The organism is Hymenobacter sp. NBH84 (assembly GCF_014217645.1).
GTDB classification, from domain to species: Bacteria; Bacteroidota; Bacteroidia; order Cytophagales; family Hymenobacteraceae; genus Hymenobacter; species Hymenobacter profundi.
In genome coordinates, this window is sequence record NZ_CP043644.1 from 1,861,099 (window position 1) to 1,881,772 (window position 20,674).

20 protein-coding genes are annotated in these 20,674 nt (G+C 57.7%); 9 read left to right on the plus strand and 11 right to left on the minus strand.

The genetic code is table 11. The features are described 5' to 3' along the window. Positions 1 to 161: 161 nt before the first annotated feature. The gene (locus tag F1C16_RS07790; RefSeq protein ID WP_185283760.1) at positions 162 to 746 is read right to left on the minus strand and encodes an ACP phosphodiesterase; all 585 of its coding nucleotides are present in this window, start codon (positions 744 to 746) and stop codon (positions 162 to 164) included. 143 nt (positions 747 to 889) lie between these two features. Between F1C16_RS07790 and F1C16_RS07795 the strand changes: the two genes are divergently transcribed. From F1C16_RS07795 to F1C16_RS07815, 5 genes are all read left to right on the plus strand, one after another. Beyond that, on the plus strand, positions 890 to 1,405 hold the full coding sequence (locus F1C16_RS07795) for a pyridoxamine 5'-phosphate oxidase family protein (protein ID WP_185283761.1): 516 nt from the start codon (positions 890 to 892) through the stop codon (positions 1,403 to 1,405). A 249-nt stretch (positions 1,406 to 1,654) separates the two neighbouring features. Then, complete coding sequence (locus F1C16_RS07800) at positions 1,655 to 2,344, plus strand: spheroidene monooxygenase (RefSeq protein WP_258049067.1); 690 nt, start codon at positions 1,655 to 1,657, stop codon at positions 2,342 to 2,344. Between the two features lie 74 nt (positions 2,345 to 2,418). After that, positions 2,419 to 5,199: a leucine--tRNA ligase gene (leuS, locus tag F1C16_RS07805; protein WP_185283762.1), complete on the plus strand. Its 2,781-nt coding sequence runs from the start codon at positions 2,419 to 2,421 to the stop codon at positions 5,197 to 5,199. A gap of 136 nt (positions 5,200 to 5,335) precedes the next feature. Next, positions 5,336 to 7,384, plus strand: coding sequence for a 3'-5' exonuclease (locus F1C16_RS07810; RefSeq protein ID WP_185283763.1), 2,049 nt, complete (start codon positions 5,336 to 5,338; stop codon positions 7,382 to 7,384). Positions 7,385 to 7,571: 187 nt separating this feature from the next. Next, positions 7,572 to 8,474, plus strand: coding sequence for an NAD(P)-dependent oxidoreductase (locus F1C16_RS07815; protein WP_185283764.1), 903 nt, complete (start codon positions 7,572 to 7,574; stop codon positions 8,472 to 8,474). Between the two features lie 106 nt (positions 8,475 to 8,580). Here F1C16_RS07815 and F1C16_RS07820 read toward each other — a convergent pair whose 3' ends face one another. The 4 genes from F1C16_RS07820 to F1C16_RS07835 form a co-directional block, all read right to left on the minus strand. After that, on the minus strand, positions 8,581 to 9,801 hold the full coding sequence (locus F1C16_RS07820; protein WP_185284261.1) for a GTP-binding protein: 1,221 nt from the start codon (positions 9,799 to 9,801) through the stop codon (positions 8,581 to 8,583). Between the two features lie 222 nt (positions 9,802 to 10,023). After that, positions 10,024 to 10,656 carry a TlpA disulfide reductase family protein gene (locus tag F1C16_RS07825; RefSeq protein WP_185283765.1) on the minus strand — a complete coding sequence of 211 codons (633 nt, stop codon included), beginning with the start codon at positions 10,654 to 10,656 and terminating at the stop codon, positions 10,024 to 10,026. Positions 10,657 to 11,023: 367 nt separating this feature from the next. Continuing rightward, on the minus strand, positions 11,024 to 11,389 hold the full coding sequence (locus F1C16_RS07830; RefSeq protein ID WP_185283766.1) for an MmcQ/YjbR family DNA-binding protein: 366 nt from the start codon (positions 11,387 to 11,389) through the stop codon (positions 11,024 to 11,026). A 121-nt stretch (positions 11,390 to 11,510) separates the two neighbouring features. Continuing rightward, positions 11,511 to 11,687, minus strand: a complete 177-nt coding sequence (locus F1C16_RS07835; protein ID WP_185283767.1) for a DUF6728 family protein — start codon at positions 11,685 to 11,687, stop codon at positions 11,511 to 11,513. A gap of 88 nt (positions 11,688 to 11,775) precedes the next feature. Between F1C16_RS07835 and F1C16_RS07840 the strand changes: the two genes are divergently transcribed. After that, positions 11,776 to 12,237, plus strand: a complete 462-nt coding sequence (locus tag F1C16_RS07840; protein WP_185283768.1) for a nuclear transport factor 2 family protein — start codon at positions 11,776 to 11,778, stop codon at positions 12,235 to 12,237. A gap of 438 nt (positions 12,238 to 12,675) precedes the next feature. Further along, a complete protein-coding gene (locus tag F1C16_RS07845; protein ID WP_185283769.1) occupies positions 12,676 to 13,893 on the plus strand; it encodes a sorbosone dehydrogenase family protein in 1,218 nt (405 codons plus the stop codon). Positions 13,894 to 13,947: 54 nt separating this feature from the next. Here the strand turns inward: F1C16_RS07845 and F1C16_RS07850 are convergent, their stop codons facing one another. Genes F1C16_RS07850 through ispG form a run of 3 tightly spaced genes read right to left on the minus strand, consistent with a single transcriptional unit; the run spans position 13,948 to position 17,079 of the window. After that, positions 13,948 to 14,604 (minus strand): epimerase, encoded by a 657-nt coding sequence (locus F1C16_RS07850; RefSeq protein WP_185283770.1) that lies wholly within the window; start codon positions 14,602 to 14,604, stop codon positions 13,948 to 13,950. A gap of 25 nt (positions 14,605 to 14,629) precedes the next feature. Beyond that, positions 14,630 to 15,004, minus strand: coding sequence for an Imm50 family immunity protein (locus F1C16_RS23330; protein ID WP_185283771.1), 375 nt, complete (start codon positions 15,002 to 15,004; stop codon positions 14,630 to 14,632). Between the two features lie 20 nt (positions 15,005 to 15,024). Beyond that, positions 15,025 to 17,079, minus strand: coding sequence for a (E)-4-hydroxy-3-methylbut-2-enyl-diphosphate synthase (ispG, locus tag F1C16_RS07860; protein WP_185283772.1), 2,055 nt, complete (start codon positions 17,077 to 17,079; stop codon positions 15,025 to 15,027). 233 nt (positions 17,080 to 17,312) lie between these two features. Between ispG and F1C16_RS07865 the strand changes: the two genes are divergently transcribed. Beyond that, complete coding sequence (locus tag F1C16_RS07865; RefSeq protein WP_185283773.1) at positions 17,313 to 17,795, plus strand: TlpA family protein disulfide reductase; 483 nt, start codon at positions 17,313 to 17,315, stop codon at positions 17,793 to 17,795. A 134-nt stretch (positions 17,796 to 17,929) separates the two neighbouring features. Here the strand turns inward: F1C16_RS07865 and F1C16_RS07870 are convergent, their stop codons facing one another. The 3 genes from F1C16_RS07870 to F1C16_RS07880 all read right to left on the minus strand — a co-directional run bounded on the left by F1C16_RS07870 (position 17,930) and on the right by F1C16_RS07880 (position 19,286). Further along, positions 17,930 to 18,586: an NAD-dependent epimerase/dehydratase family protein gene (locus tag F1C16_RS07870; RefSeq protein ID WP_185283774.1), complete on the minus strand. Its 657-nt coding sequence runs from the start codon at positions 18,584 to 18,586 to the stop codon at positions 17,930 to 17,932. A gap of 143 nt (positions 18,587 to 18,729) precedes the next feature. Continuing rightward, positions 18,730 to 18,993 (minus strand): hypothetical protein, encoded by a 264-nt coding sequence (locus tag F1C16_RS07875; protein WP_219161582.1) that lies wholly within the window; start codon positions 18,991 to 18,993, stop codon positions 18,730 to 18,732. 65 nt (positions 18,994 to 19,058) lie between these two features. Continuing rightward, positions 19,059 to 19,286, minus strand: a complete 228-nt coding sequence (locus F1C16_RS07880) for a hypothetical protein (RefSeq protein WP_185283775.1) — start codon at positions 19,284 to 19,286, stop codon at positions 19,059 to 19,061. Between the two features lie 117 nt (positions 19,287 to 19,403). On the opposite strand from F1C16_RS07880, the gene F1C16_RS07885 reads away from it, so the two are divergent. Next, a complete protein-coding gene (locus F1C16_RS07885) occupies positions 19,404 to 20,585 on the plus strand; it encodes a lactonase family protein (RefSeq protein ID WP_185283776.1) in 1,182 nt (393 codons plus the stop codon). Positions 20,586 to 20,674 lie beyond the last annotated feature (89 nt).

Genomic DNA, 20,674 nt, shown 5'->3' on the forward strand with positions numbered 1-20,674 from the left:
GATTAAGAATGAGAACGGGGCCATATGGCCCCGTTTTTTTGTGTGTCATCCTGAGCTTGCGAAGGACCTTCTGGCGGTTGAACGAGTCGTTGGTACACTTGTCGTTCAACTGGCAGAAGGTCCTTTGCAAGCTCAGGATGACATCTATTTCGCTTATCAATTCAACTTCTAACAGTTCCCACATACGCCCGCACCTGCGGCCAGAACTCCCGAAAATCCGCTTCATATGCTGCATAGTGGCGCTGCAACTCCGCCACGGCGGTTTCCATACCGGAGCCGGGGGAGGCGCGGCGGCTCAGGCCCCGGAGCGACTGCCCTACCCCTTCAAAATCGGCGTAGCGCAGGAGCCAGTTGTCGCGCACGAGGTAGGGTAGGAATTGCTGCACGCGGGCTGGCATTTCGGCCTGGCGGGATAGGAGCAGGGCAAACACGCGCTGGGTGAAGTCCAGCAGCGGTTCGGCGGAAAACTCTGGGAAGTTTCGGGCCAGGAAATGGTCGAAAAACACGTCGGAGACCACGCCGGCGTACTTGCCGTAGCCGGCCTCGCGCAAGCGGGCGGTGGTGCGGCGCACCACGGGGTGCTGATCGGTGTAGGTGTCGATGAGGCGGTGGAGGCGGATGCCGCGCTGCACGCCGGGTAGGTAGGCTTCGAGTTGGCGGCCGGGCACCGAGTCAGCAATGAAGTTGCCGAGAAGCAGGTCGGGGTCGGCGGGGTCGGAGAGGTAGAGGTGAGCCAGGAAGTTCATAGGGGTAGGGCAAGGTACAGCAAAAGCGGCAGCAGTGGCGCCGGGCACAACCCGCACCGAAGCCGGGCCGTATCTGAAGGGGCGCCCCGGCCAACTGGCTACGGTGCCGCACCATTCTTTCAAGACACCTAAACTCCCCTACCATGTCGCACGAAACGCACGTTCTGCACGACGTTCAGAAGCTATTCGATAAAATCAAAGACGTAAAAATTGCCATGCTCACAACGACTGCCGAAGACGACCAGTCGTTGCGTAGCCGCCCCATGGGCACCCTCAAGCCTGGGGACGACGGCTCCTTGTATTTCTTCACCGATAAAGACGACGCCAAGGTATACGAGGTAAAAAAAGACAGCCACGTAAACCTGAGCTACGCCGACCCAAGCAGCGACGTATACGTATCCGTCTCGGGCCGTGCCAACGCCTACCGCGACCAAGCCAAAATCGACGAGCTATGGTCGGAAGATCTAAAGGCTTGGTTCCCAGAAGGCAAGAACGACCCCAACATCATGATTCTGAAAGTAGACGTGGACAAAGGCGAGTACTGGGATACGCCTAGCGGCCTGCTTTCCCGCGCCTACGCCTACGCACGAGCCGTAGTAGCCGGCAAGAAAAACGACTCTGATGACGTGAACGAGCACGCCAAGGTAGATGTGAAATAGTCTAGCGTTGCTGACTTTTGCTGAAAGGCCGGAAGCAATTCCGGCCTTTTTTGTTGGTTTGTCATTCCGAGCGCAGCGAGAAATCTGAACTACGGATTCGCTCGGATTAAGCAGATTACACGGATTTTGTAGATCCGTTCTGTTCTACTGGAATCGTCAGGAAGTTATGCTTCATCGCGTATAAATCATCCACAAAATCCGCGTCATTCGTTTAATCCGAGCGAATCCGTGGTTCAGACACCTTCTTCCTTGTCCCTCACTACCTTTTCCGTCATCACCCTACAACCCGGCACGGCGCGTTGGGGTCTGGCCCAGATGGGCACCGCGCAGGCGCCTCTAAAACGTGCGGTCGGCCTGCGCTTTTTCAAGCTCGCCGGCACGGGCGCCGATGGCGGCTTTGGAGTCTGGCCCAATCTGCAACGTTACGTACTGATGGCTGCGTGGGAATCAGCCGAGGCGGCTGAGGCTTTTTTTGCTACCCACCCGCAGTGGAAGGCCTATCAGGAGCGTAGCACCGAAATATGGACTGCCCGCCTGCAACCGCTGAAAGCCCACGGCCTGTGGGACGGCGTACAGCCATTTGACGTAGCCACCACCGAAATGCCTGATTTGGACGGACCTGTGGCGGTGCTCACGCGGGCCTCCATTCGCCTGCGCAAAACGCCGCGCTTCTGGCGCTACGTGGCCCCTACCAGCGCGGCCGTGGCCCATGCGCCCGGCGTGGTGGCATCTATTGGGTTGGGCGAACTGCCCATTGTGCGGCAGGCCACATTCAGCATGTGGGAATCGGCCAGGGCAATGCAGCAGTACGCCTACCGCGACGCCACACACAAGGAGGTGATTCGGCGGACGCGCCAGGAGCAGTGGTACGGCGAGGAGCTGTTTGCGCGGTTTCGGGTGCTGAGCAGCGAGGGCACCTGGGACGGGCGCACGGTGTAGGGCGCGTCGCACGCGCCCCTACAGCCAAATTCCGTAATTTCGCCCTTCAGTACTTAGCAGCAACCCAACCTACCATGCCCGGTTATCATCCGCAGGATATCGAAAAGAAGTGGCAGAATTTCTGGCACAACCACCACACGTTCAAGGCTGAAAATCAATCAGATAAGCCGCATTATTACGTACTGGACATGTTTCCCTACCCCTCGGGGGCGGGGCTGCATGTGGGGCACCCGCTGGGCTACATTGCCTCCGATATCGTGTCGCGCTACAAGCGGTTGCAGGGTTTCAACGTACTGCACCCCATGGGTTTCGACTCCTTTGGCCTACCCGCCGAGCAATACGCCATCCAAACGGGCCAACACCCGGCCCTAACCACGGAGAAGAACATCGAGACCTATATTCGGCAACTCAACTCTCTGGGTTTCAGCTACGACTGGACGCGTGAGGTACGCACCTCTGACCCCAGCTACTACAAGTGGACGCAGTGGATTTTCATTCAGCTGTTCAATAACTGGTACAACCTCGCGGCCGACCGCGCCGAATCGGTGGATACGCTGATTGCGCAGTTTGAGCAGAACGGCACCACTGGCATTCAGGCTGCCGGCGACGATGAGGAACGCCCGCGCTTCACGGCTGCGCAGTGGCAGGCAAAGTCGGAGCCGGAGCGCATGGCTGCGCTCCTACCCTACCGTTTGGCCTATCAGTCAGATACCTACGTAAACTGGTGCCCCCAATTGGGCACGGTGCTCAGCAACGATGAGGTGAAAGACGGCCTCTCGGAACGCGGAGGGTTCCCCGTGGAACGTCGCCTGATGCCGCAGTGGAACCTGCGCATCACCGCCTACGCCGACCGCCTGCTCCAGGGCCTCGACACCATCGACTGGCCCGAGGCCGTGAAGGAAATGCAGCGCAACTGGATTGGCCGCTCCATTGGGGCCGAGGTAGCGTTTCCGCTAGCCGAAGCGCAGGATCAGGTTATTAAGGTGTACACGACCCGCGTGGACACTATCTACGGCGTGACGTTCCTAGTGTTAGCACCTGAGCACGAGCTGGTAGCCCAGCTGACTACCCCCGAGCAGCAGCAAGCGGTGCAGGACTACATCGATGCGGCCAAGCGCCGCTCGGAGCGCGACCGGATGGCCGACGTGAAGACGGTTTCGGGTGTGTTTACGGGCAGCTACTGCCTCAACCCTATCAGCGGCGAGCAGGTGCCCATCTGGCTGGCCGACTACGTGCTGGCGGGCTACGGCACCGGTGCCGTGATGGCCGTGCCCAGCGGCGACCAGCGCGACTACCTCTTCGCTAAGCACTTCAACTTGCCCATCGTGCCGGTGCTTGATACGCAACAGATTGACGAAGAAGCTGATAACACCAAGGAAGGCCACTACATCAACTCCGAGCTGATCAACGGCCTCACGTATAAGGATGCGACCACCAAGCTCATTGCTGCGCTCGAAGAAAAGAACCTGGGCAAAGGCAAGGTAAACTACCGCATCCGCGACGCTATTTTCGGTCGGCAGCGCTACTGGGGCGAGCCCATTCCGATTTACTATAAGGACGGCACCGCCTACCCCCTGCCCGAGTCGGAGCTTCCCTTGGTATTGCCCGAAATCGACGAGTACAAGCCCACCGAAACCGGCGAGCCGCCCCTGGGCCGCGCCAAAGACTGGAAATACGAGGGCAAGTATGAGTACGAGCTCAGCACCATGCCCGGCTGGGCCGGCTCCTCGTGGTACTACCTCCGCTACATGGACCCCACCAACGACGGCCGCTTTGTGGGCAAAGAGGCTGAGGCCTACTGGCACAACGTGGACCTCTACATGGGCGGCGCCGAACACGCCACTGGCCACTTGCTCTACTCCCGTTTCTGGTATCTATTCCTGAAGGATTTGGGTTTGGTTTCGGCTGGTGAACCGTTCCAAAAGCTGATCAACCAGGGGATGATTTTGGGGCGGTCAAACTTTGTATATCGTATTAATGGCACTAATACGTTTGTCACTTCTGATAAGCGTAAAGAACACGATACTACCGCCTTGCACGTCGACGTCAACTTTGTCGACAATGACATACTCGACATCGAAGCCTTCAAGAACTGGCGCGAGGAGTACGCTAACGCTGAGTTTATCCTCGAAGATAACGGCACCTACGTCTGCGGCGCGGAGGTAGAGAAAATGTCGAAGTCGAAGCACAACGTGGTTAACCCCGACGACCTCATCGGCAAGTTTGGCGCCGACGCCCTGCGCCTCTACGAGATGTTCCTCGGCCCGTTAGAGCAGTTCAAGCCGTGGAATACCAGCGGTATGAGCGGCGTTTCGGGCTTTTTGAAGAAGCTGTGGCGTCTGTTCCACCCCGAGGATGGTACTCTGGCTGTGACGGACGAGGCGCCTACCCCGCAGGAGTTGAAGGCCTTGCACAAGGCCATTCGCAAAGCTGAGGAAGACATTGAGAAGTTCTCCTTCAACACGTCGGTCAGCACGTTTATGATTTGCGTGAACGAGCTGACGGCCCTGCGCTGCCACAAGCGCGCCGTGCTGGAGCCACTACTGCTCATTGTGTCGCCCTACGCACCTCACTTGGCCGAGGAGCTGTGGCAGGAGCTGGGCCACGAGGCGGGCAGTGTGAGCTACGCCAGCTTCCCCGAGTTCAAGGAAGAATACCTGGTAGAAGACTCGGTGAATTACCCAGTAGCTATCAACGGCAAGGTGCGCGAGCAACTGCAATTCCCGGCTACGGCCACGGCCAAGGAGATTGAGGACGCCGTGCTCGGCTCTGATTTTCTCGCCCGTTTCGGCGATGGCAAAGCTGCCAAGAAGGTGATTGTCGTACCCGGTCGTATGGTGAACGTGGTGGTGTAAGTTTTTACGCCCTGGGGCTGAACTCCTCGGCTACAGATAATGACCCATGCAGAAGCCCATCTGAGCACTCAGATGGGCTTCTTTTCTGATGAATTTGCGGCCACCTTTGCGGCCGTTTTAGCAAGTACAATCCGTGATGAACGCAACCGAGCAAGAAGAGCGCGAATACCTGGAAGAAATCAAGGAGAAGCTGACGCTGGCCATCCGACGAGTGGATGAGGCCGTGAAGCAGTTTTCCAGCGAGCTGCGGCAGAAAAAGCAGTATATCCACGAGCACCAGTCGGGTATGGACGACGCGGATATGGTGGCCGCTGGCCAGTCCATCGACCGCATGGCGTTTACCGGCGAGGCCGCGGTGTCCCGTAAGCGCAAGCTCTTCAAGCTCATCCAGTCGCCGTATTTTGGAAGATTAGATTTCGCGCCGCAGGGCAAAGCAGGGGAGCCTGTCTACATCGGCGTGCATTCTTTCTTTGATGAGCAGCACCGTCAGAACCTGATCTACGATTGGCGCGCGCCTATTTCCTCCCTATTCTACGATTATGAGTTGGGCGACGCCGCCTACCCTACCCCCAAGGGCGAAGTGCAGGGCACCATCGAGCGGAAACGGCAGTACAAAATCCGCGATGGTCGCCTGGAATTCCTGCTCGACAGCGGCGTGAACATCCACGACGACGTGCTGCAACAGGAGCTGGCCAAGTCTTCGGATGACAAAATGAAGACCATCGTAGCCACCATTCAGCGCGACCAGAACGCGGTGATTCGCAACGAAACCGCGCCGGTGATGATTATTCAGGGCGTGGCCGGCTCGGGCAAAACCTCCATTGCCCTGCACCGGTTGGCGTTCCTACTCTACCGCTACCGCGAAACCATTGCGGCCAAGGACATCCTCATCATCTCGCCCAACAAGGTCTTTGCCGACTACATTTCCAACGTGCTACCCGAGTTGGGCGAGGAGCACATTCCCGAGCTGGGCATGGAGGAGCTGGCCGCCGACCTGCTCGACAGCCGGTACTCGTTCCAGACGTTCTTCGAGCAGGTAGCGGCGTTGCTGGACAAGCACGACTCCGCCTTCATCGAACGCATCCAGTTCAAATCGTCGTTTGAGTTCCTGAGCAAGCTGAACCAGTACCTGATTCATGTGGAGAACAACTACTTCGCGGCGCGGGAGTTGCGGGTGGGTAGCACGGTGGTGCCGGCTGCGGTTATTCAGCAAAAGTTTAAGGCCTACCACCGGGTGCCGCTCCTGAAACGCTTTGCGCAGGTGGCGCAGGATATCCGCACCTACGTGCGCGACGCCACCGGCCGCAAGCTCACGGGTAGGGAGAAATCCATCATTGGTGAAGCCCTTCCCCGCTTGTTTCGCTTCAACAACGTGCTGGACTTCTACCGGGATTTCTACCAGTGGATGGGCCGCCCCGAGTTGCTGAAGCTCGACCACCACCGCCTGCACCTGGAATACGCCGATGTGTTTGCTCTCATCTACCTCCGCCTGCGCCTGGAAGGCATTCCCGCCTACGAACACGTGAAGCACCTACTCATAGATGAGATGCAGGACTACACGCCCATGCAGTACGCCGTGCTGTCGCGCTTGTTCCGGTGCCGTAAAACGATTCTGGGAGACGTGAGCCAAACGGTGAATCCGTACAGCGCCTCCTCGGCCGAAACCATTGAGCGCGTTTTTCCACAGGCCGAGGTAATGAAGCTGCACCGCAGCTACCGCTCTACCTTGGAAATTACCGCCTTTGCGCAGCGCATCACGCCCAATCCCGATATCATTCCGCTGGAGCGACACGGTCCGGAGCCACAACTGATACGTTGCAATAGTCACAGCGAGGAACTGGCGGCTATTCAGCAGGCAGTAATCGATTTCAACGGCTCGGGGTATCATTCACTGGGCATCATTTGCAAAACGCAACGGCAGGCCGAAGAAGTATATCAGGCACTGCAAGCGTCTGATGTACAACTGCTCACGCCGGAGTCTACCACCTTTCGGGAAGGTATTATCCTGACATCGGCGCACCTGGCAAAAGGGCTTGAGTTTGATGCGGTGTTGGTGCCCTTTGCCTCTGCTCGGCAGTATAAAACGGAGGTTGATAAGCGGATGCTCTACGTGGCGTGCACCCGGGCCATGCACCAACTCACACTGACGTATACCGGGGAGCTTACCGGCTTATTGTCAGCTTGAAGCGCATGAGGTAATCTCATCGTTGCCTGTCATGCTTCGACAAGCTCAGCATGACGGGCAACGACTGCAACGATAAGACACATAATCTTGTATCTCTACCCACTGCGCCAACGAGTCGCTTTTTCCGTATACGCCCGTGGCCGGACGGCTGGCACGTGCCGGCTGGGTGCTGGCCGTATAGCATCTTATGAGCAAGAAACAACAACCGACGGGCCCGCGCATTCTGGTGACGGGCGGTGCCGGCAAACTGGGCAAGGCCTGCGTAGCCGATCTATTAGCCCACAACTACGATGTATTTGTAGTCGACACGGTGCCTGCCGAGGGCGTGCCGGGCATCATTGCCGACTTGGCCGACTTTGGCCAGACGCTGGACGCGCTGTCTTCCGTGGGGCATGAAATTCATGCCGGCGTGGCCCCGAAGGCTTTCGATGCCATTGTGCACCTGGCGGCCTACCCTACCCCCCGGCAATACCCTGATGCCCACTTGTTTCAGAACAACATCATGGGTACTTACAACGTCTTCGAGGCGGCGCGGCGGCTGGGCATTCACCAGGTCATCTGGGCATCCAGCGAAACCACGCTTGGGGAGCCGTTCGATGAAGCCGCGCCCTACGCCCCGGTAGACGAGGACTACCCTCTGCGCGCTAAGAGCGCCTACGCCCTGGCCAAGGTGCTGATGGAAGACATGGCCCGCCAGTTCTGCTACCAGACGCCCGATATGAAACTCGTGGGCCTGCGCTTCTCCAACGTAATGGAACCCAGCGACTACGCCAAGTTCCCGTCTTTCAACGACGACCCCGAAGAGCGCAAGTGGAACATGTGGTCGTACATTGACGCCCGCGACGGCTCCCAGGCCATTCGCAAAGCCATTGAGTGGCAGGCCACTGGTATGCACGCCTTCATCATTGCCAACGCCGACACGGTGATGACCACGCCCTCGGCCGAGCTGATGGCTACCACCTTCCCTACCGTGCCGGTACGGAAAGAGTTGGCCGAGCACGAAACCCTGCTTTCGATTGAGAAAGCACGCCGTGTGTTGGGTTACGAACCCGAGTTCAGCTGGCGTGAGGCCAAGTCGCGGCAAGGGTAGACCTTGCGCGCCTCCGGGCTACCTACAACGGCCATGAAGCCCTACCCTTACTGCGAGACTAAGTCGCGGCAGAGGTAGGGCTTCATTCGGTTAGCGAAATGGTGAGCTACAGTTGCGGCCAGGGGTCTTGGAAGGCGCCGCCGCGCTGCCAGCGCTGCACTTCTTCGGGGGTGCACAGGCAGCCTTCCAGCTCCTGCCGGATTTGTGCCTCGGGCATGTCCTGCCCAATAAAAACCAGTTCGTTGAGGCGGTCCTGAAACTGCGGGCTCCAGCGTTGCAGAATAACGTCGCGGTTTTCCTGGAACACCGGGTGCTGCTCCGGGTTGGGCACGGCGGCCCACCAGGAGCCGGCACTTTCGGCCCGGAGCGAGCCGCCGGCCTGGCCCCAGTTCAGGGCATCGTTGGGGCGGGAGGCCAGCCAGAACAGGCCCTTGCTGCGGATGATGCCCGGGTGCCACTGCTCGCTGATATACTGCCAGAAGCGCACCGGGTGGAACGGCCGCGCCTCGCGGAACACAAACGAGCGGATGCCATATTCCTCGGTTTCGGGCGTGTGGTGGGCCTTATCTAGTTCTTCCTGCCAGCCAATCGTCTGCTCGGCTGCTTCCAGGTTGAACAGGCCCGTGTTAAGAATATCGGCGGGCGCTACCTTGCCAAACGAGGCGGATACAATGCGGGCGGCGGGGTTGAGCTTATGTAGAATGGCCGTCATCTCACCTAGCTGCTGCGTGCTCACCTGGTCGGCTTTGTTGAGCACGAGTACGTTGGCAAACTCCACCTGCTCGGTCAGGAGATTCACAATGGTGCGCTGGTCGTGCGGGTCGGCGTCGTGCAGGTGGCGGTCGGGTAGGCGGTCCATACTGCCGAAGTCGCGGGCGAAGTTGAGCGCGTCGACCACCGTTACCAACGTGTCGAGGCGCGCGAAGCGGCTCAGGTCCAGCGTGCCGTCTTCGCTCACAAAGCTGAAGGTCTGGGCCACGGGCAGTGGCTCCGAGATGCCCGTGCTTTCGATGAGCAGGTAGTCGAAGCGGTTTTCGCGGGCCAGCTTTTCCACCTCCAGCATCAGGTCTTCGCGCAGGGTGCAGCAGATGCAGCCATTGCTCATTTCCACCAGCTTTTCCTCGGTGCGCGAGAGGCCACCCTCGCGGGCTACCTGGTTGGCATCCACGTTCACCTCGCTCATGTCATTCACAATCACGGCCACTTTCAGGCCGGCGCGGTTGTGCAGGATGTGGTTGAGCAGCGTGGTTTTGCCGGCTCCCAGAAAGCCGCTGAGCACGGTAACGGGAAGCTTGCGGGGTAGGGAATCGGAAAGGGGCGAGTGCATCATACAACAAAGAGGAAAAAGGTCATGGAGCAGCGGCAGCAGCAAACCAGGGCACTCGCGCAACGGTCGGTATGCATCGTCGTGTTGCAGCCGTTCGGTACACAAGGCCACCCGGTTTCGTCCAGCAAACATACAGCCCGTTATCCTTATTTGCAACATTGTTGCAAATAAGGATAACGGGCTGTATGTTTTTCTATCAGGGAAAACTACTGAAGCCGGCTTTTATTTCTTGAGCAACCGGGCCACCACCGGCGACACTTGCTGGTAGATAGCCGTTTTGGCGCGCTCATCAATGTAGCCGCCCGAGTGAACGTATTGCAGCACGCCCTGTTGGTCGAAAACCAGGGTCAGGGGAAAGCCAGCCGCCGTGGCTAAGAAGGTGTCGGCGTAGCGCTTACCGTCGGCCACGTGCTGAAATTCGAAAGGCTGCTTTACCAGGAAATCATCGACGATGCGCTGCTTCGAGTCCGTTCCGAAGGCCACAAACGCTACTTCCTGGCCTTTATACTGCTCTACTAGGTCATTCAGAGCCGGCAACTCGGCAAGGCAAGGCTTGCAGCCAATAAACCAGAAGTTCATGACCACTACCTTACCATTCAACGCCTGCTTGCTGAGTGGCCGGCCTTGTACATCCTGCGCCGTGAAGTCAGGCATTGCACAGCCTACCAGGCGCTTCAATTCATCGGACGGCGCAAACCGCAGGGAATCCCGCTCCTTGTCGGTCTTCGCTGTGGCCAAGGCCTTGCGCGAGGAAGCCACTATTTTCTCCTGGTAGTTCTCGAAGCAGATGGTTTGGGAATAGCCCTCTGTGCCAAACAGCAGCAGGGCCAGCGCAAGCAGAATACTTAAGTTCATAGAGCCTTTTGTACTAAATTCTTTTATCTATCGCACGTCAAATGTATAGTAAAACTATTAATGCATCAATGTTTCATATTAAAACAAGGGGTAATCCTGCATAATGTACATTATGATGCAGCCTACAAAATACCTTCTTGTTTTTTTCGACATATCGTTGCACACAACAGACAGCTTATACAAAGTCCGTTTTTCTTGCAAGTACTATGCAAATGCCTTCGCCGCGTACAACTCTACCCTACCCCATTACCCAATTAAGTCTAAGCCTCGCACATAGCGTGGTTCAGTGGTAGTAAACCTCTGTAATCAATTACTTGCCCTCCTTTTGCTTGGCTTCTAACGGAAGCGTCCGCAGAACTACCTGCGCTTAGGAGGCTGCGTGCTCCTGTAGAATAGCTGTGCGCTGCGCTTTGGGTAGGGAAGCCAGCACCAGATCATAGGAATGATCAATCCACTGGTGCAACTGCGAGTAACTAGCCCCGGTGCCAATCAGCACGGTGTTCCAGTGCTTTTTATTCATGTGGTAGCCGGGCAGCACGTAGTCGTACTGCTCGCGTAGCTCCACGGCGCGGGCTGGGTCGCACTTCAGGTTGACGCTGGCGAAGGTTTCGATGGGCGTGAGGGCAAACACTTTACCCCCTACCTTGAATACAAGCGTTTCGGGGCCGAAGGGCAACTCTTCCGTCACGCCGGCTTTGAGAAGGCAATAGTCGCGGAATTCCTCAATGTTCACGATGAGAAAGGTAGCAGGGCGCACGCTGCATACGCCCGTTGGCCGGGCTGAGTGCGCGCAGGTAGAAAACGGAAAAAACCAACAACAAAAAGGGCGCATACTATGCGCCCCTACTACACTATTAGCGGATAAACCAGCGGTAAAGCAACACGATCAAACCAACCAGAAACATCGCCATGCTCACTTTATTAATGAAGTGCATGGTACGCAGGTTGAAGTTGGTCTTACGGTTTGGGTCGTTCTTACGGAAGAAATAACCGAATACCGGACTGAAGTCAAACAAGCCTTTCGTACGCATAGAAGTTTGGGTATTGGGTACGGCAAGATAACACTACCCCGACCGGAATGATTTAGTTTACCCAAACTTTTACGCCTCTTTCTCTTCCATGAAAGCTTTTCTACCCGCCTTTGCGCTTCTATGCGCCAGTGCCCCAGCCGTAGCGCAACAAAGCACCACCGCCGAAACGGCCGCCGTGAAGCAAACCATCCAAACGTTCTTTGAGGGCATGCGCAAAGGCGACAGCACCCTGGTGCGCAGCACCATCGCACCGGGGGCCGTGTTTCATACCATCAGCAGCCGCAGCGGCGCTACGCAGGTGCAGCCCGAAAACCCAGCGGACTTTCTGAAAGCAGTGGGCACACCCCACCAGCAGGTGTGGGATGAGCGCATCACCTTCGATAAAGTTCTCGTTGATGCCAACCTGGCCAGCGTCTGGACGCCCTATGAGTTCTACCTAGGTAACACCTTCAGCCACTGCGGCTACAACTCATTTCAACTGGTGAAGCTGGCCGCTGGCTGGAAAATCGCGCACATCATCGACACGCGGCGGAAAGAAAGGTGCAAGTAATGCGCTGAGAACCGTGCTGGCGCACGCCTGTAACGTGCAGGACAAAGGCGTTTCTTACACCCGCTGGAAAGCACACGTGTCTGACGCCACCGCGTGCTGCTGGCAACTTGAGAAGCAACTTTACTTAACTTCTTCATCAAAACTTCATGTTGTTTGAATGCCTACCCTCAGGTCTGCCCGCCTCGGCAGCAACTCAACAGTAATACCATACATATTCCTTATTATCTGATACTTATTTTATAATCAGGTACAGGATAGTAGTACCAATCCGCTTAACTTCTCCCGATACCAGTCTTCTGCTACGGTTCTGCTTGATTTGCCTTTGCTCTTTAAGCGCATAACCCAGAGAAATTCAGCACGTTACAACCGGATACACGTCGGTAGCAGCCAGATGGCTGCTGGACGAAGAGTGTCTTGTGTAACCCCTTCATTTGCGCTATGAATCTTTGGAAGAAATTTACCTTTGCATTGGCAGTTTCGGCAGGTAGCCTGGTTGGTTGCAGCGATGATAGCAACGACCTGGACACGATGATACCGGAAAACGAAAAAGAGCCTACCACGGCTCAGATTCAGGGCTTCGTGTTCTACCCCGCGCTGACCTCGGCCACCGAAGCAAACGTGCAGCAGCTGAAAGTGCCGGCTGGCTTTGCAGTCAATAAGTTTGCGGAAGGAGTAGGCAAGCCCCGCATTATTGCCGTAGACGATGCGGGCCATGTGTACGTATCGGACCGGGCTTCGGGCACCGTTACGCTCCTGCAAGACACCAACAACGACGGCAAAGCCGACATCCAGAAGATAGTAGCTACCATCCGGCAGGCGCATGGCCTAGCCATACAGGGCGGTAGGCTCTACGTGATGTCGGTGAATGAGCTGTACTCCACCGATATCAACATGGCCGACGGCACACTGGGCCGGCCCCAACTGCTACTGAGCGACCTACCCGACGGCGGGCAGCACCCCAACCGTACGCTGGCTTTCGGCCCCGATGGCAAGCTGTATATGTCGGTAGGTAGTACCTGCAACTCCTGCCCCGAGCCGAACCCGGAAAACGCGACCATGCTGGTAGCCAATGCCGACGGCTCGGACCGGCGCATCTTTGCCAAGGGTCTGCGCAACACCATTGGCTTCGGCTGGCACCCGCAAACCAAGGAGTTCTGGGGCATGGACCACGGCATTGATTGGCTGGGCGACGACGAGCAGCAGGAAGAACTCAACAAAATTACCGACGGCGCCGACTACGGTTGGCCCTACATCTATGGCGCAGGCAACTACAACCCCAGCGACCGGCCATCGGGCACCACCTACGCCGAGTACGCCAAGCGCACCACTAACCCTACCCTCAGCTATCAGGCACACTCCGCTCCTATGGCCATGGTGTTCTACACCGGCACGCAGTTCCCACAGGAGTACCAGAACGATGCTTTCGTAGCCATGCGCGGCTCCTGGAACCGTAGCTCGCCGGTGGGCTACAAAGTGGTGCGGGTACATTTCGAAAACGGCCAGCCCACCCGGTTTGATGATTTCTTATCCGGCTTCCTGGTGAATAGTAGGAACTCCCACTTCGGCCGCCTAGTAGGCCTGGCCGTAAACCGCGACGGCTCGCTACTGGTATCTGACGACACGAACGGAGTTATTTACCGCGTGGCGCGGCAGTAGCCCCGCCTACCCTCCTTCAAAGAAAAGAGCGCCCTGCGGGGCGCTCTTTTCTTTTTATTCCTTGGCCAGCTGCACGATATCGGGCACTTCCAGCACGTGCTTGGGGTAGCCGCGCTGAGCCACATGCCGCATGGCCTGCCCTACCTCCTTCAGCGTCGAGATATACTTCGGAAACAGCCGCCGCAGCACGGGATAGAGCCACCCAATAAATTTGTAGTAGCCTTTCACTCGCTGCTGCCCCGGCGTGGCGCGCATAAAGGCCGGCCGAAACATATAGGCGTCTTTGAAGCCCAGCTGAAGCAGCGCATTTTCAGTTTCACCCTTCACGCGCGCCCACATCTGACGACCAGTAGGGTTGGTGCCCGCGCCGGAGACAAAGCAAAACGTAAGGCCGGGGTTGCGAGGGAGTAGGGTTTGGGCGAAGTGCAGGGTCAGGTCGTAAGTAAGACGGCGGTACTCCGGCTCCTTCATCCCCACCGACGACACGCCCAGGCAGAAAAAGCAGGCGTCGTAACCCACCAGTTGGTCTTGAATATCAGTAAGGTCGTGGAAATCCTCATGCAATATCTCCCGCAGCTTGGGGTGCTTCATGCCGCTGGCCCGGCGGCTCACGGATAGCACCTGCTCTACCTCCGGGTGGTGCAGGCACTCAATCAGGACGCCCTCGCCTACCATGCCGGTAGCGCCCGTTAAGATGACGCGTAGTTTCATGAGTGGGTAGACGCGGGAGCGGCGGTTATGTTTTAGGGCGTACCGATTTCACTCTAATCATTTCTGCTGCGATGAATATCTCCGCACCATAGGACGTTGTATTCTGCCACTGTACTAAGCCAGCTTCTTTAGACAACTCGACATTAAAGATGACATTCTGATGGTTAAATCCATCAAGCTCACTAACATGCACTCTTAGAAATTCTAAGTCTACTACACCGCAGTTTACTGACTCATTCCACTTTTCACAGACGTATAGCTGCATTAGAATAGTAGACCATCCTGCTTGCACGTCCCTAGTAAAGCACACGCTTATGATTTCTGCATCATGAAATGATGGCCAATGGCCAAAGTACTCAGTAATCAGATGGACGTTCTCTATTTCCGCAACTACAGACATACTGCTTAGTAGAGGGGCTCTTACACCCCTACCGGCTCCTCCACCAATACCGGCTCAATCCACCGTCCGTCTTCGCGCATGAGTTCAATCAACTCATCCACGGCGCGTTCTTCCGGCACCGATTTCTTGATGACTTCCTGGCCGCGGTAGAGGGCAATTTTGCCTTTTCCTACCCCCACGTAGCCGTAGTCGGCGTCGGCCATTTCGCCGGGGCCGTTTACGATGCAGCCCATGATGCCGATTTTTACGCCCTTGAGGTGGTCGGTGCGCTTGCGAATCATGGCGGTGGTTTCCTGGAGGTCGAACAGGGTACGGCCGCAGCTAGGGCAGCTGATGTACTCCGTCTTGCTCATGCGAGTGCGGGCCGCTTGTAAGATACCGAAGCTCAACTGGTTGAGCTGATCGAGGGTCTGGAGCCACTCGGTTTTCGGGCGTTCGGGCAGCAGTTCGGTGCTGAGCAATACGCCGTCGCCGAGGCCATCGAGAAGCAGACCGCCTACGTCGGTGGCGGCGTAGAGCTGGGTTTGCTCGGCGGTGAGTTGGGGGAACTGGCGCTGGATGATGACCGGGTTGTTGACCTCCTTATTCAGCAACTCAAAGAACGCCCGCCGGATTTCTGGCATGGCGTGGGCGTTGTCGGTGCGCAGGATGAGCACGGCCGTATGGTCCTGGCGCAGCTGGTTCAGCAGGTCGAGCGTGAGGGTCGCCAACTCGCAGCGCACGAAGTTTAGCGCCTGATGTCTCACCGTGGCCGCGGCATACTCCTGAGGCGTGAGCAGCGGGTAGTGCTCGTGCCGACGGCCGGCATCCAACCAGGCCGCATAGTCCACGATTTCCTTCAGGCCATTGGGCAGCATAAACGGCACCGGACGCTGACCCGAGTAGAGGTAGTCGGCCCCCAGGTCGCTCATTTGGAACTTGTCGAGGAAAGCCGAATACAGGTGCCCGGCGGCGCGTAAATCAGCGTACTCTACCGAGGGTAGGCGCGAGAAATCCACCACTACGCGGGGCACGTTTTGGCTACCCAGATTCCCTACCTCACGCGTTTGGCGGCGGTGGTATTGAAATGGGTCGATGGGGATAGTATAACTGTTGGCTGATGGCTGTTGACTGTTAGCTTCGTCTGACGAGAAGCTATCAGCTAACGGCTCTGAGCTAACAGCTACAATAGGCTTGGCTTCCTCGGCGCGGTGCGTGTAGCGGTCAATCAGAGCTTTGGCTACAGGTGCTTCGGCTTCGGGGGCCTCGGTGAGCGACACGCGCACGGTGTCGCCGAGGCCGTCTTCTAGTAGTGTCCCGATGCCCACGGCGCTTTTGATGCGGCCGTCTTCGGCTTCGCCGGCCTCGGTCACGCCCAGGTGTAGGGGGTAGGGCTGTAGGCCTTCCTCGTCGAGCTTCTGCACCAGCAGGCGGTAAGCCTGCACCATCACCTGCGTGTTGCTAGCCTTCATCGACAGCACCACGTCGTAGTAGTTCTCCTCCTCGCAGAGCCGCAAAAACTCCAACGCCGACTCTACCATGCCCAGCGGCGTATCGCCATAACGACTTAATATTCTGTCGGATAACGAGCCGTGGTTGGTACCAATGCGCATGGCGGTGCCGTACTGCTTGCAAATTTGCACCAGCGGCCGGAACCGCTCCCGAATGCGCTCTACCTCAGCGGCGTAGCTGGCATCGGTATACTCAATGAGGTCGAATTTCTTTTTGTCGGCGTAGTTGCCGGGGTTCACGCGCACTTTCTCCACGATGCGGGCCGCCAGCTCGGCGGCGTTGGGCGTGAAGTGAATGTCGGCAATGAGGGGCACGTTGCAGCCGCGCTTGCGCAGCTCCTTCTTGATTTCCAGCAGGTTCTGCGCCTCTTTCACGCTAGGCGCCGTGATGCGCACGTACTCGCAGCCGGCCTCTACCATGCGTAGGGTTTGCTCCACCGAGCCCAGCGTATCCATGGTATCCACGGTGGTCATGCTCTGCACCCGAATGGGGTTCAGGCCGCCCATTGGCAGGTCGCCAATTTTGACTTCGCGGCTGAGGCGGCGCTTATATTCGGTGAGGCTGGGGCAATACGTCTTATTCATAATAGGAAAACCGGCGCGAAAGGGCGAAAGTTGCGAGTAGGACAAAGGTACAAGTTATAGGCTCTGGTCCGATGCCGAAGGTAGCCGACTGGTATACCTGAGTGCAATCCTGACAGGGCTCAGAGCCCTATCAGGATTGCCGGCAAACAGCACAACGATATAGGTCAGGCACCTTTGGTCTTGAAACGACCGAAAGGACGGAACAAAAGCCGCGCCTTTTCATTTAGCATCTCATGAAACTCCCGCAACTTCTCCTCGGCAGCCTGCTGCTCGCCCCTACCCTTGCCACGGCTCAAACAGTGCAGCCTGTCAAATACACTGATCTGGCAAAGCGCCTCGACCAGCCCAGCGACACCACTTACGTGGTCAACTTCTGGGCTACCTGGTGCGCCCCCTGCATCAAGGAGCTGCCCAACTTCGAGCAGCTGAACGCCGAGTATGCTAGCAAAAAAGTGAAGGTGCTGTTGGTGAGTATGGATACGCCTACCCTACTCGATAAGAAGGTAGTACCCTTCGTGCAGAAGCGTGGACTGAAATCGGAGGTGCTGCTGATGAACGAGCCGGACCCCAACGCGTGGCTGACTAAGCTGGATAAGAAGTGGTCGGGCGCTATTCCGTACACGCTGATTGTCAACACTAAAAAAAATCAGCGCATCACCTTTGAGAAGGAATTGACTCAAGCTGAGCTGATCGCGGCTGTGCAGAAAGCGCTGTAGGCAGCTTATAAACTCTGTCATCCTGAGCAGCGCGAAGGACCTTCTGCCCGCAGAACGAGTCGTTTTTACGATAGTCGTTTACGCGGCAGAAGGTCCTTCGCGCTGCTCAGGAGGACAGACGGTTTCTACGTCCTCTACTCTCCCATCTCCTCAAACACCTGCCCCAGTGTGCTGATGCGAATGCCGGGCGTCGTGTCCTGGGCGGCGGCGCGCATAGCTTGCGCCACCGTGCGGCCGTGGTAGGGCCGATACTGATGCAGCCCCGGCAACTTGCTGAACAGCAGCGATAGTACTACCCCTACCTTCTCGCCCAGGCGCGCCTCGTCGCGCGGACCGGCCAGGATACCCGGCTGCAAAATCCGGATGCGCTGAAACGGCAGCTTCTCCACATCACGCTCCAGCTCGCCCTTCATGCGGGAGTAAAACACAAAGGCATCGGGGTCAGCGCCGGCGGAAGAAATGAGCACGTAAGCGGGCACGCCATTGCGGGCCGCGGCGGCAGCGGCTTCGTATTGATACGTGTAATCTACTTTATACTGCGCCTCCTGGCTGCCGGCCTGCTTGAGGGTAGTACCCAGAGACGAGAACAGCACGTCGCCGCGCAGCAGGTCGTGCCACTCGGCGGGCCGGTCGAAATCGATCAGGTGCTCCTCCAGCTTATCAGGATTGGAGTAGCCGGTAGGGCGGCGCGTGAAGACGTGAATCTTGTCGTACTGGTCGTCGGAGAGCAGCTGGCGCAGCAGGTAGTCGCCCACCAAGCCGGTGGCGCCGATTACTAAGGCAGTTTTCATGAGGTACTTTGCGTGACGTAAGGATTGCCTTAGCGTACGCTGATAGCTGCCGAACTGTTCTTACGGCCCAACCAAGCGCACGAAAAAAGGCTTCCGCGTGCGCAGAAGCCTTTTTTCAATTCAGCAGAGCCGTTGCAACGCGCTTAGCGCATGTCAGCGGCTTCGCCCTTGCCTTTGATGGTGCCTTTTTTGGCGTTGGCTTTCACCTTACCATCCTCGGTTTTCATCTTGGCCTTTTTGTCGTTGGCCTTCACTTTGGCGTCGGCGTCTTTGTCCTTGGCCTTCAGTTTATCTTCTTTGACCTTCACTTTATCGCCTTGCATTGTGCCTTGCATGGGGGCGGTTTGGGCCACGGCTGCACTGAGCGACAGGGAAAACAGACTAGCGGCAAACAGCAGCTTTTTCATGGGGAGAGAGGATTAGATTAAATACGACAGCAACATAAAGGGCGCTTCCTGAAGAACAGATGAGCTTAGCGCATCTGCTGCGGCATGGTCTTCATCATATCACCCTTCACGCGGGCTTTGTCTTTTTTGCGGTTGATTTTCGCCTTGCCATCGTCGGTTTTGATCTTGGCGTGCTTCTTATTCATTTTCACCTTAGTGGTATCGCTCTGCATGGGGGCAGTTTGCGCCAACGCCAGTTCCCCGGCACCCAGCAGCAACGAACATACAGCAGCAAGAAACAGTGACTTTTTCATGTCAATCGGCTTTACAGATGAAACGGCCCAAGAAACCTTTGGCCGGTAAACGAGGCTTGTACGGCGGCAGCTAGCCCGATGTTGTTACCTTGGGGTTTCGTTTAGCGCCTCTCCCGCATGACTGCCATCCGCTTTTCGGCCTCGCGCCGCCAGTTTCTACGCACCGCCGGCCTGGGCCTGGCGGGCATCCCCCTGCTCTCCTGTGCTGCCTCGCTCCCCGGCGGCAGCAATGATGAGCAGCTGCTGTACGTGGGCACCAACGCCGGGGCCGATGCCGAGAGTATTTTCCTGTATCGCCTCAATGGCACCACTGGCGCCCTCACGCGCGTGCGCGGCTACCGGGCCGGCGCCAACCCTACCTACCTCACGCTGGACAAAAAACGCCGCTACCTCTACGCCGTGAACGAAACCACGGAGTATGAAGGCCAGCCCAGCGGGGGCGTCAGCGCCTTTGCCCTACCCCGCCGCCCCACCGAGGGCGACCTGACGCTGCTCAGCCGGCAGGCCTCGCGGGGCGGGGCCCCTTGTTATATCAGCCTCGATGCGCCCGAGAAACTGGTGCTGGTGGCCAACTACGTGGGCGGCAATGTGGCCGCCTTGCCCGTGCAGCCCAACGGCGGCATCGGCCCGGCTACCCTCTTCGATCAGCACCAGGGCAAAGGGCCGCACGCCAACCAGACCACGCCCCACGCCCACTGCTTCCTCCCCGACCCGGCTGGCCGCTTTGCTTTTTCCGTTGATTTGGGCACAGATACCGTGTATGGCTACCCGCTGGCCGATGCCCGCCTGGGCCAACTACGGCCCACGGTGGCGTTTCGCACAAAACCAGGCGCCGGCCCGCGCCACCTGATTTTCACGCCCGACGGCCGCCGCGCCTATCTCATCAGCGAGCTAAACTCCACCATGACAGCCCTAACGTACGACGCGACCCAGGGCACGTTCCAGGAAATCGAGGTAGTATCCACGCTGCCGGCCGATTTCACCGGCGAGAGCTACTGCGCCGACGTACATCTCTCGCCCGACGGCCGGTTTCTGTACGGCTCCAACCGCGGCCACAACAGCATCGTGGTGTTTGCCGTGGACCAGGGTAGCGGCCGCCTCAGGCCGGTGCAGCACGAGTCGGTGCTCGGCAACTGGCCTCGCAACTTCACCCTCACCCCCGATGGCCAGATGCTGCTGGTAGCCAATCAGCGCAGCAACAACATCGTCTCCTTCCGCATTGATAAATCGACGGGCCGTCTCACGCCCACCGGGCAATCCGCAGAAGTGCCTACCCCTATGTGCTTGGTGATGCGGTAGGTATATATGATGGATAGAGGAAAAAAGGTGTCATCCTGAGCGCAGCGAAGGACCTTCTCACGCTAGAACGACAGTCATAACAACGACTC

Excerpts from the sequence above, each read along its gene's own strand:
- F1C16_RS07790 (WP_185283760.1), bottom strand. The coding sequence starts at position 746 with ATGAACTTCCTGGCTCACCTCTACCTCTCCGACCCCGCCGACCCCGAC.
- F1C16_RS07795 (WP_185283761.1), top strand. The coding sequence starts at position 890 with ATGTCGCACGAAACGCACGTTCTGCACGACGTTCAGAAGCTATTCGAT.
- leuS (WP_185283762.1), top strand. The coding sequence starts at position 2,419 with ATGCCCGGTTATCATCCGCAGGATATCGAAAAGAAGTGGCAGAATTTC.
- F1C16_RS07810 (WP_185283763.1), top strand. The coding sequence starts at position 5,336 with ATGAACGCAACCGAGCAAGAAGAGCGCGAATACCTGGAAGAAATCAAG.
- F1C16_RS07815 (WP_185283764.1), top strand. The coding sequence starts at position 7,572 with ATGAGCAAGAAACAACAACCGACGGGCCCGCGCATTCTGGTGACGGGC.
- F1C16_RS07820 (WP_185284261.1), bottom strand. The coding sequence starts at position 9,801 with ATGCACTCGCCCCTTTCCGATTCCCTACCCCGCAAGCTTCCCGTTACC.
- F1C16_RS07825 (WP_185283765.1), bottom strand. The coding sequence starts at position 10,656 with ATGAACTTAAGTATTCTGCTTGCGCTGGCCCTGCTGCTGTTTGGCACA.
- F1C16_RS07835 (WP_185283767.1), bottom strand. The coding sequence starts at position 11,687 with ATGCGTACGAAAGGCTTGTTTGACTTCAGTCCGGTATTCGGTTATTTC.
- F1C16_RS07840 (WP_185283768.1), top strand. The coding sequence starts at position 11,776 with ATGAAAGCTTTTCTACCCGCCTTTGCGCTTCTATGCGCCAGTGCCCCA.
- F1C16_RS07845 (WP_185283769.1), top strand. The coding sequence starts at position 12,676 with ATGAATCTTTGGAAGAAATTTACCTTTGCATTGGCAGTTTCGGCAGGT.
- F1C16_RS07850 (WP_185283770.1), bottom strand. The coding sequence starts at position 14,604 with ATGAAACTACGCGTCATCTTAACGGGCGCTACCGGCATGGTAGGCGAG.
- F1C16_RS23330 (WP_185283771.1), bottom strand. The coding sequence starts at position 15,004 with ATGTCTGTAGTTGCGGAAATAGAGAACGTCCATCTGATTACTGAGTAC.
- ispG (WP_185283772.1), bottom strand. The coding sequence starts at position 17,079 with ATGAATAAGACGTATTGCCCCAGCCTCACCGAATATAAGCGCCGCCTC.
- F1C16_RS07865 (WP_185283773.1), top strand. The coding sequence starts at position 17,313 with ATGAAACTCCCGCAACTTCTCCTCGGCAGCCTGCTGCTCGCCCCTACC.
- F1C16_RS07870 (WP_185283774.1), bottom strand. The coding sequence starts at position 18,586 with ATGAAAACTGCCTTAGTAATCGGCGCCACCGGCTTGGTGGGCGACTAC.
- F1C16_RS07875 (WP_219161582.1), bottom strand. The coding sequence starts at position 18,993 with ATGAAAAAGCTGCTGTTTGCCGCTAGTCTGTTTTCCCTGTCGCTCAGT.
- F1C16_RS07880 (WP_185283775.1), bottom strand. The coding sequence starts at position 19,286 with ATGAAAAAGTCACTGTTTCTTGCTGCTGTATGTTCGTTGCTGCTGGGT.
- F1C16_RS07885 (WP_185283776.1), top strand. The coding sequence starts at position 19,404 with ATGACTGCCATCCGCTTTTCGGCCTCGCGCCGCCAGTTTCTACGCACC.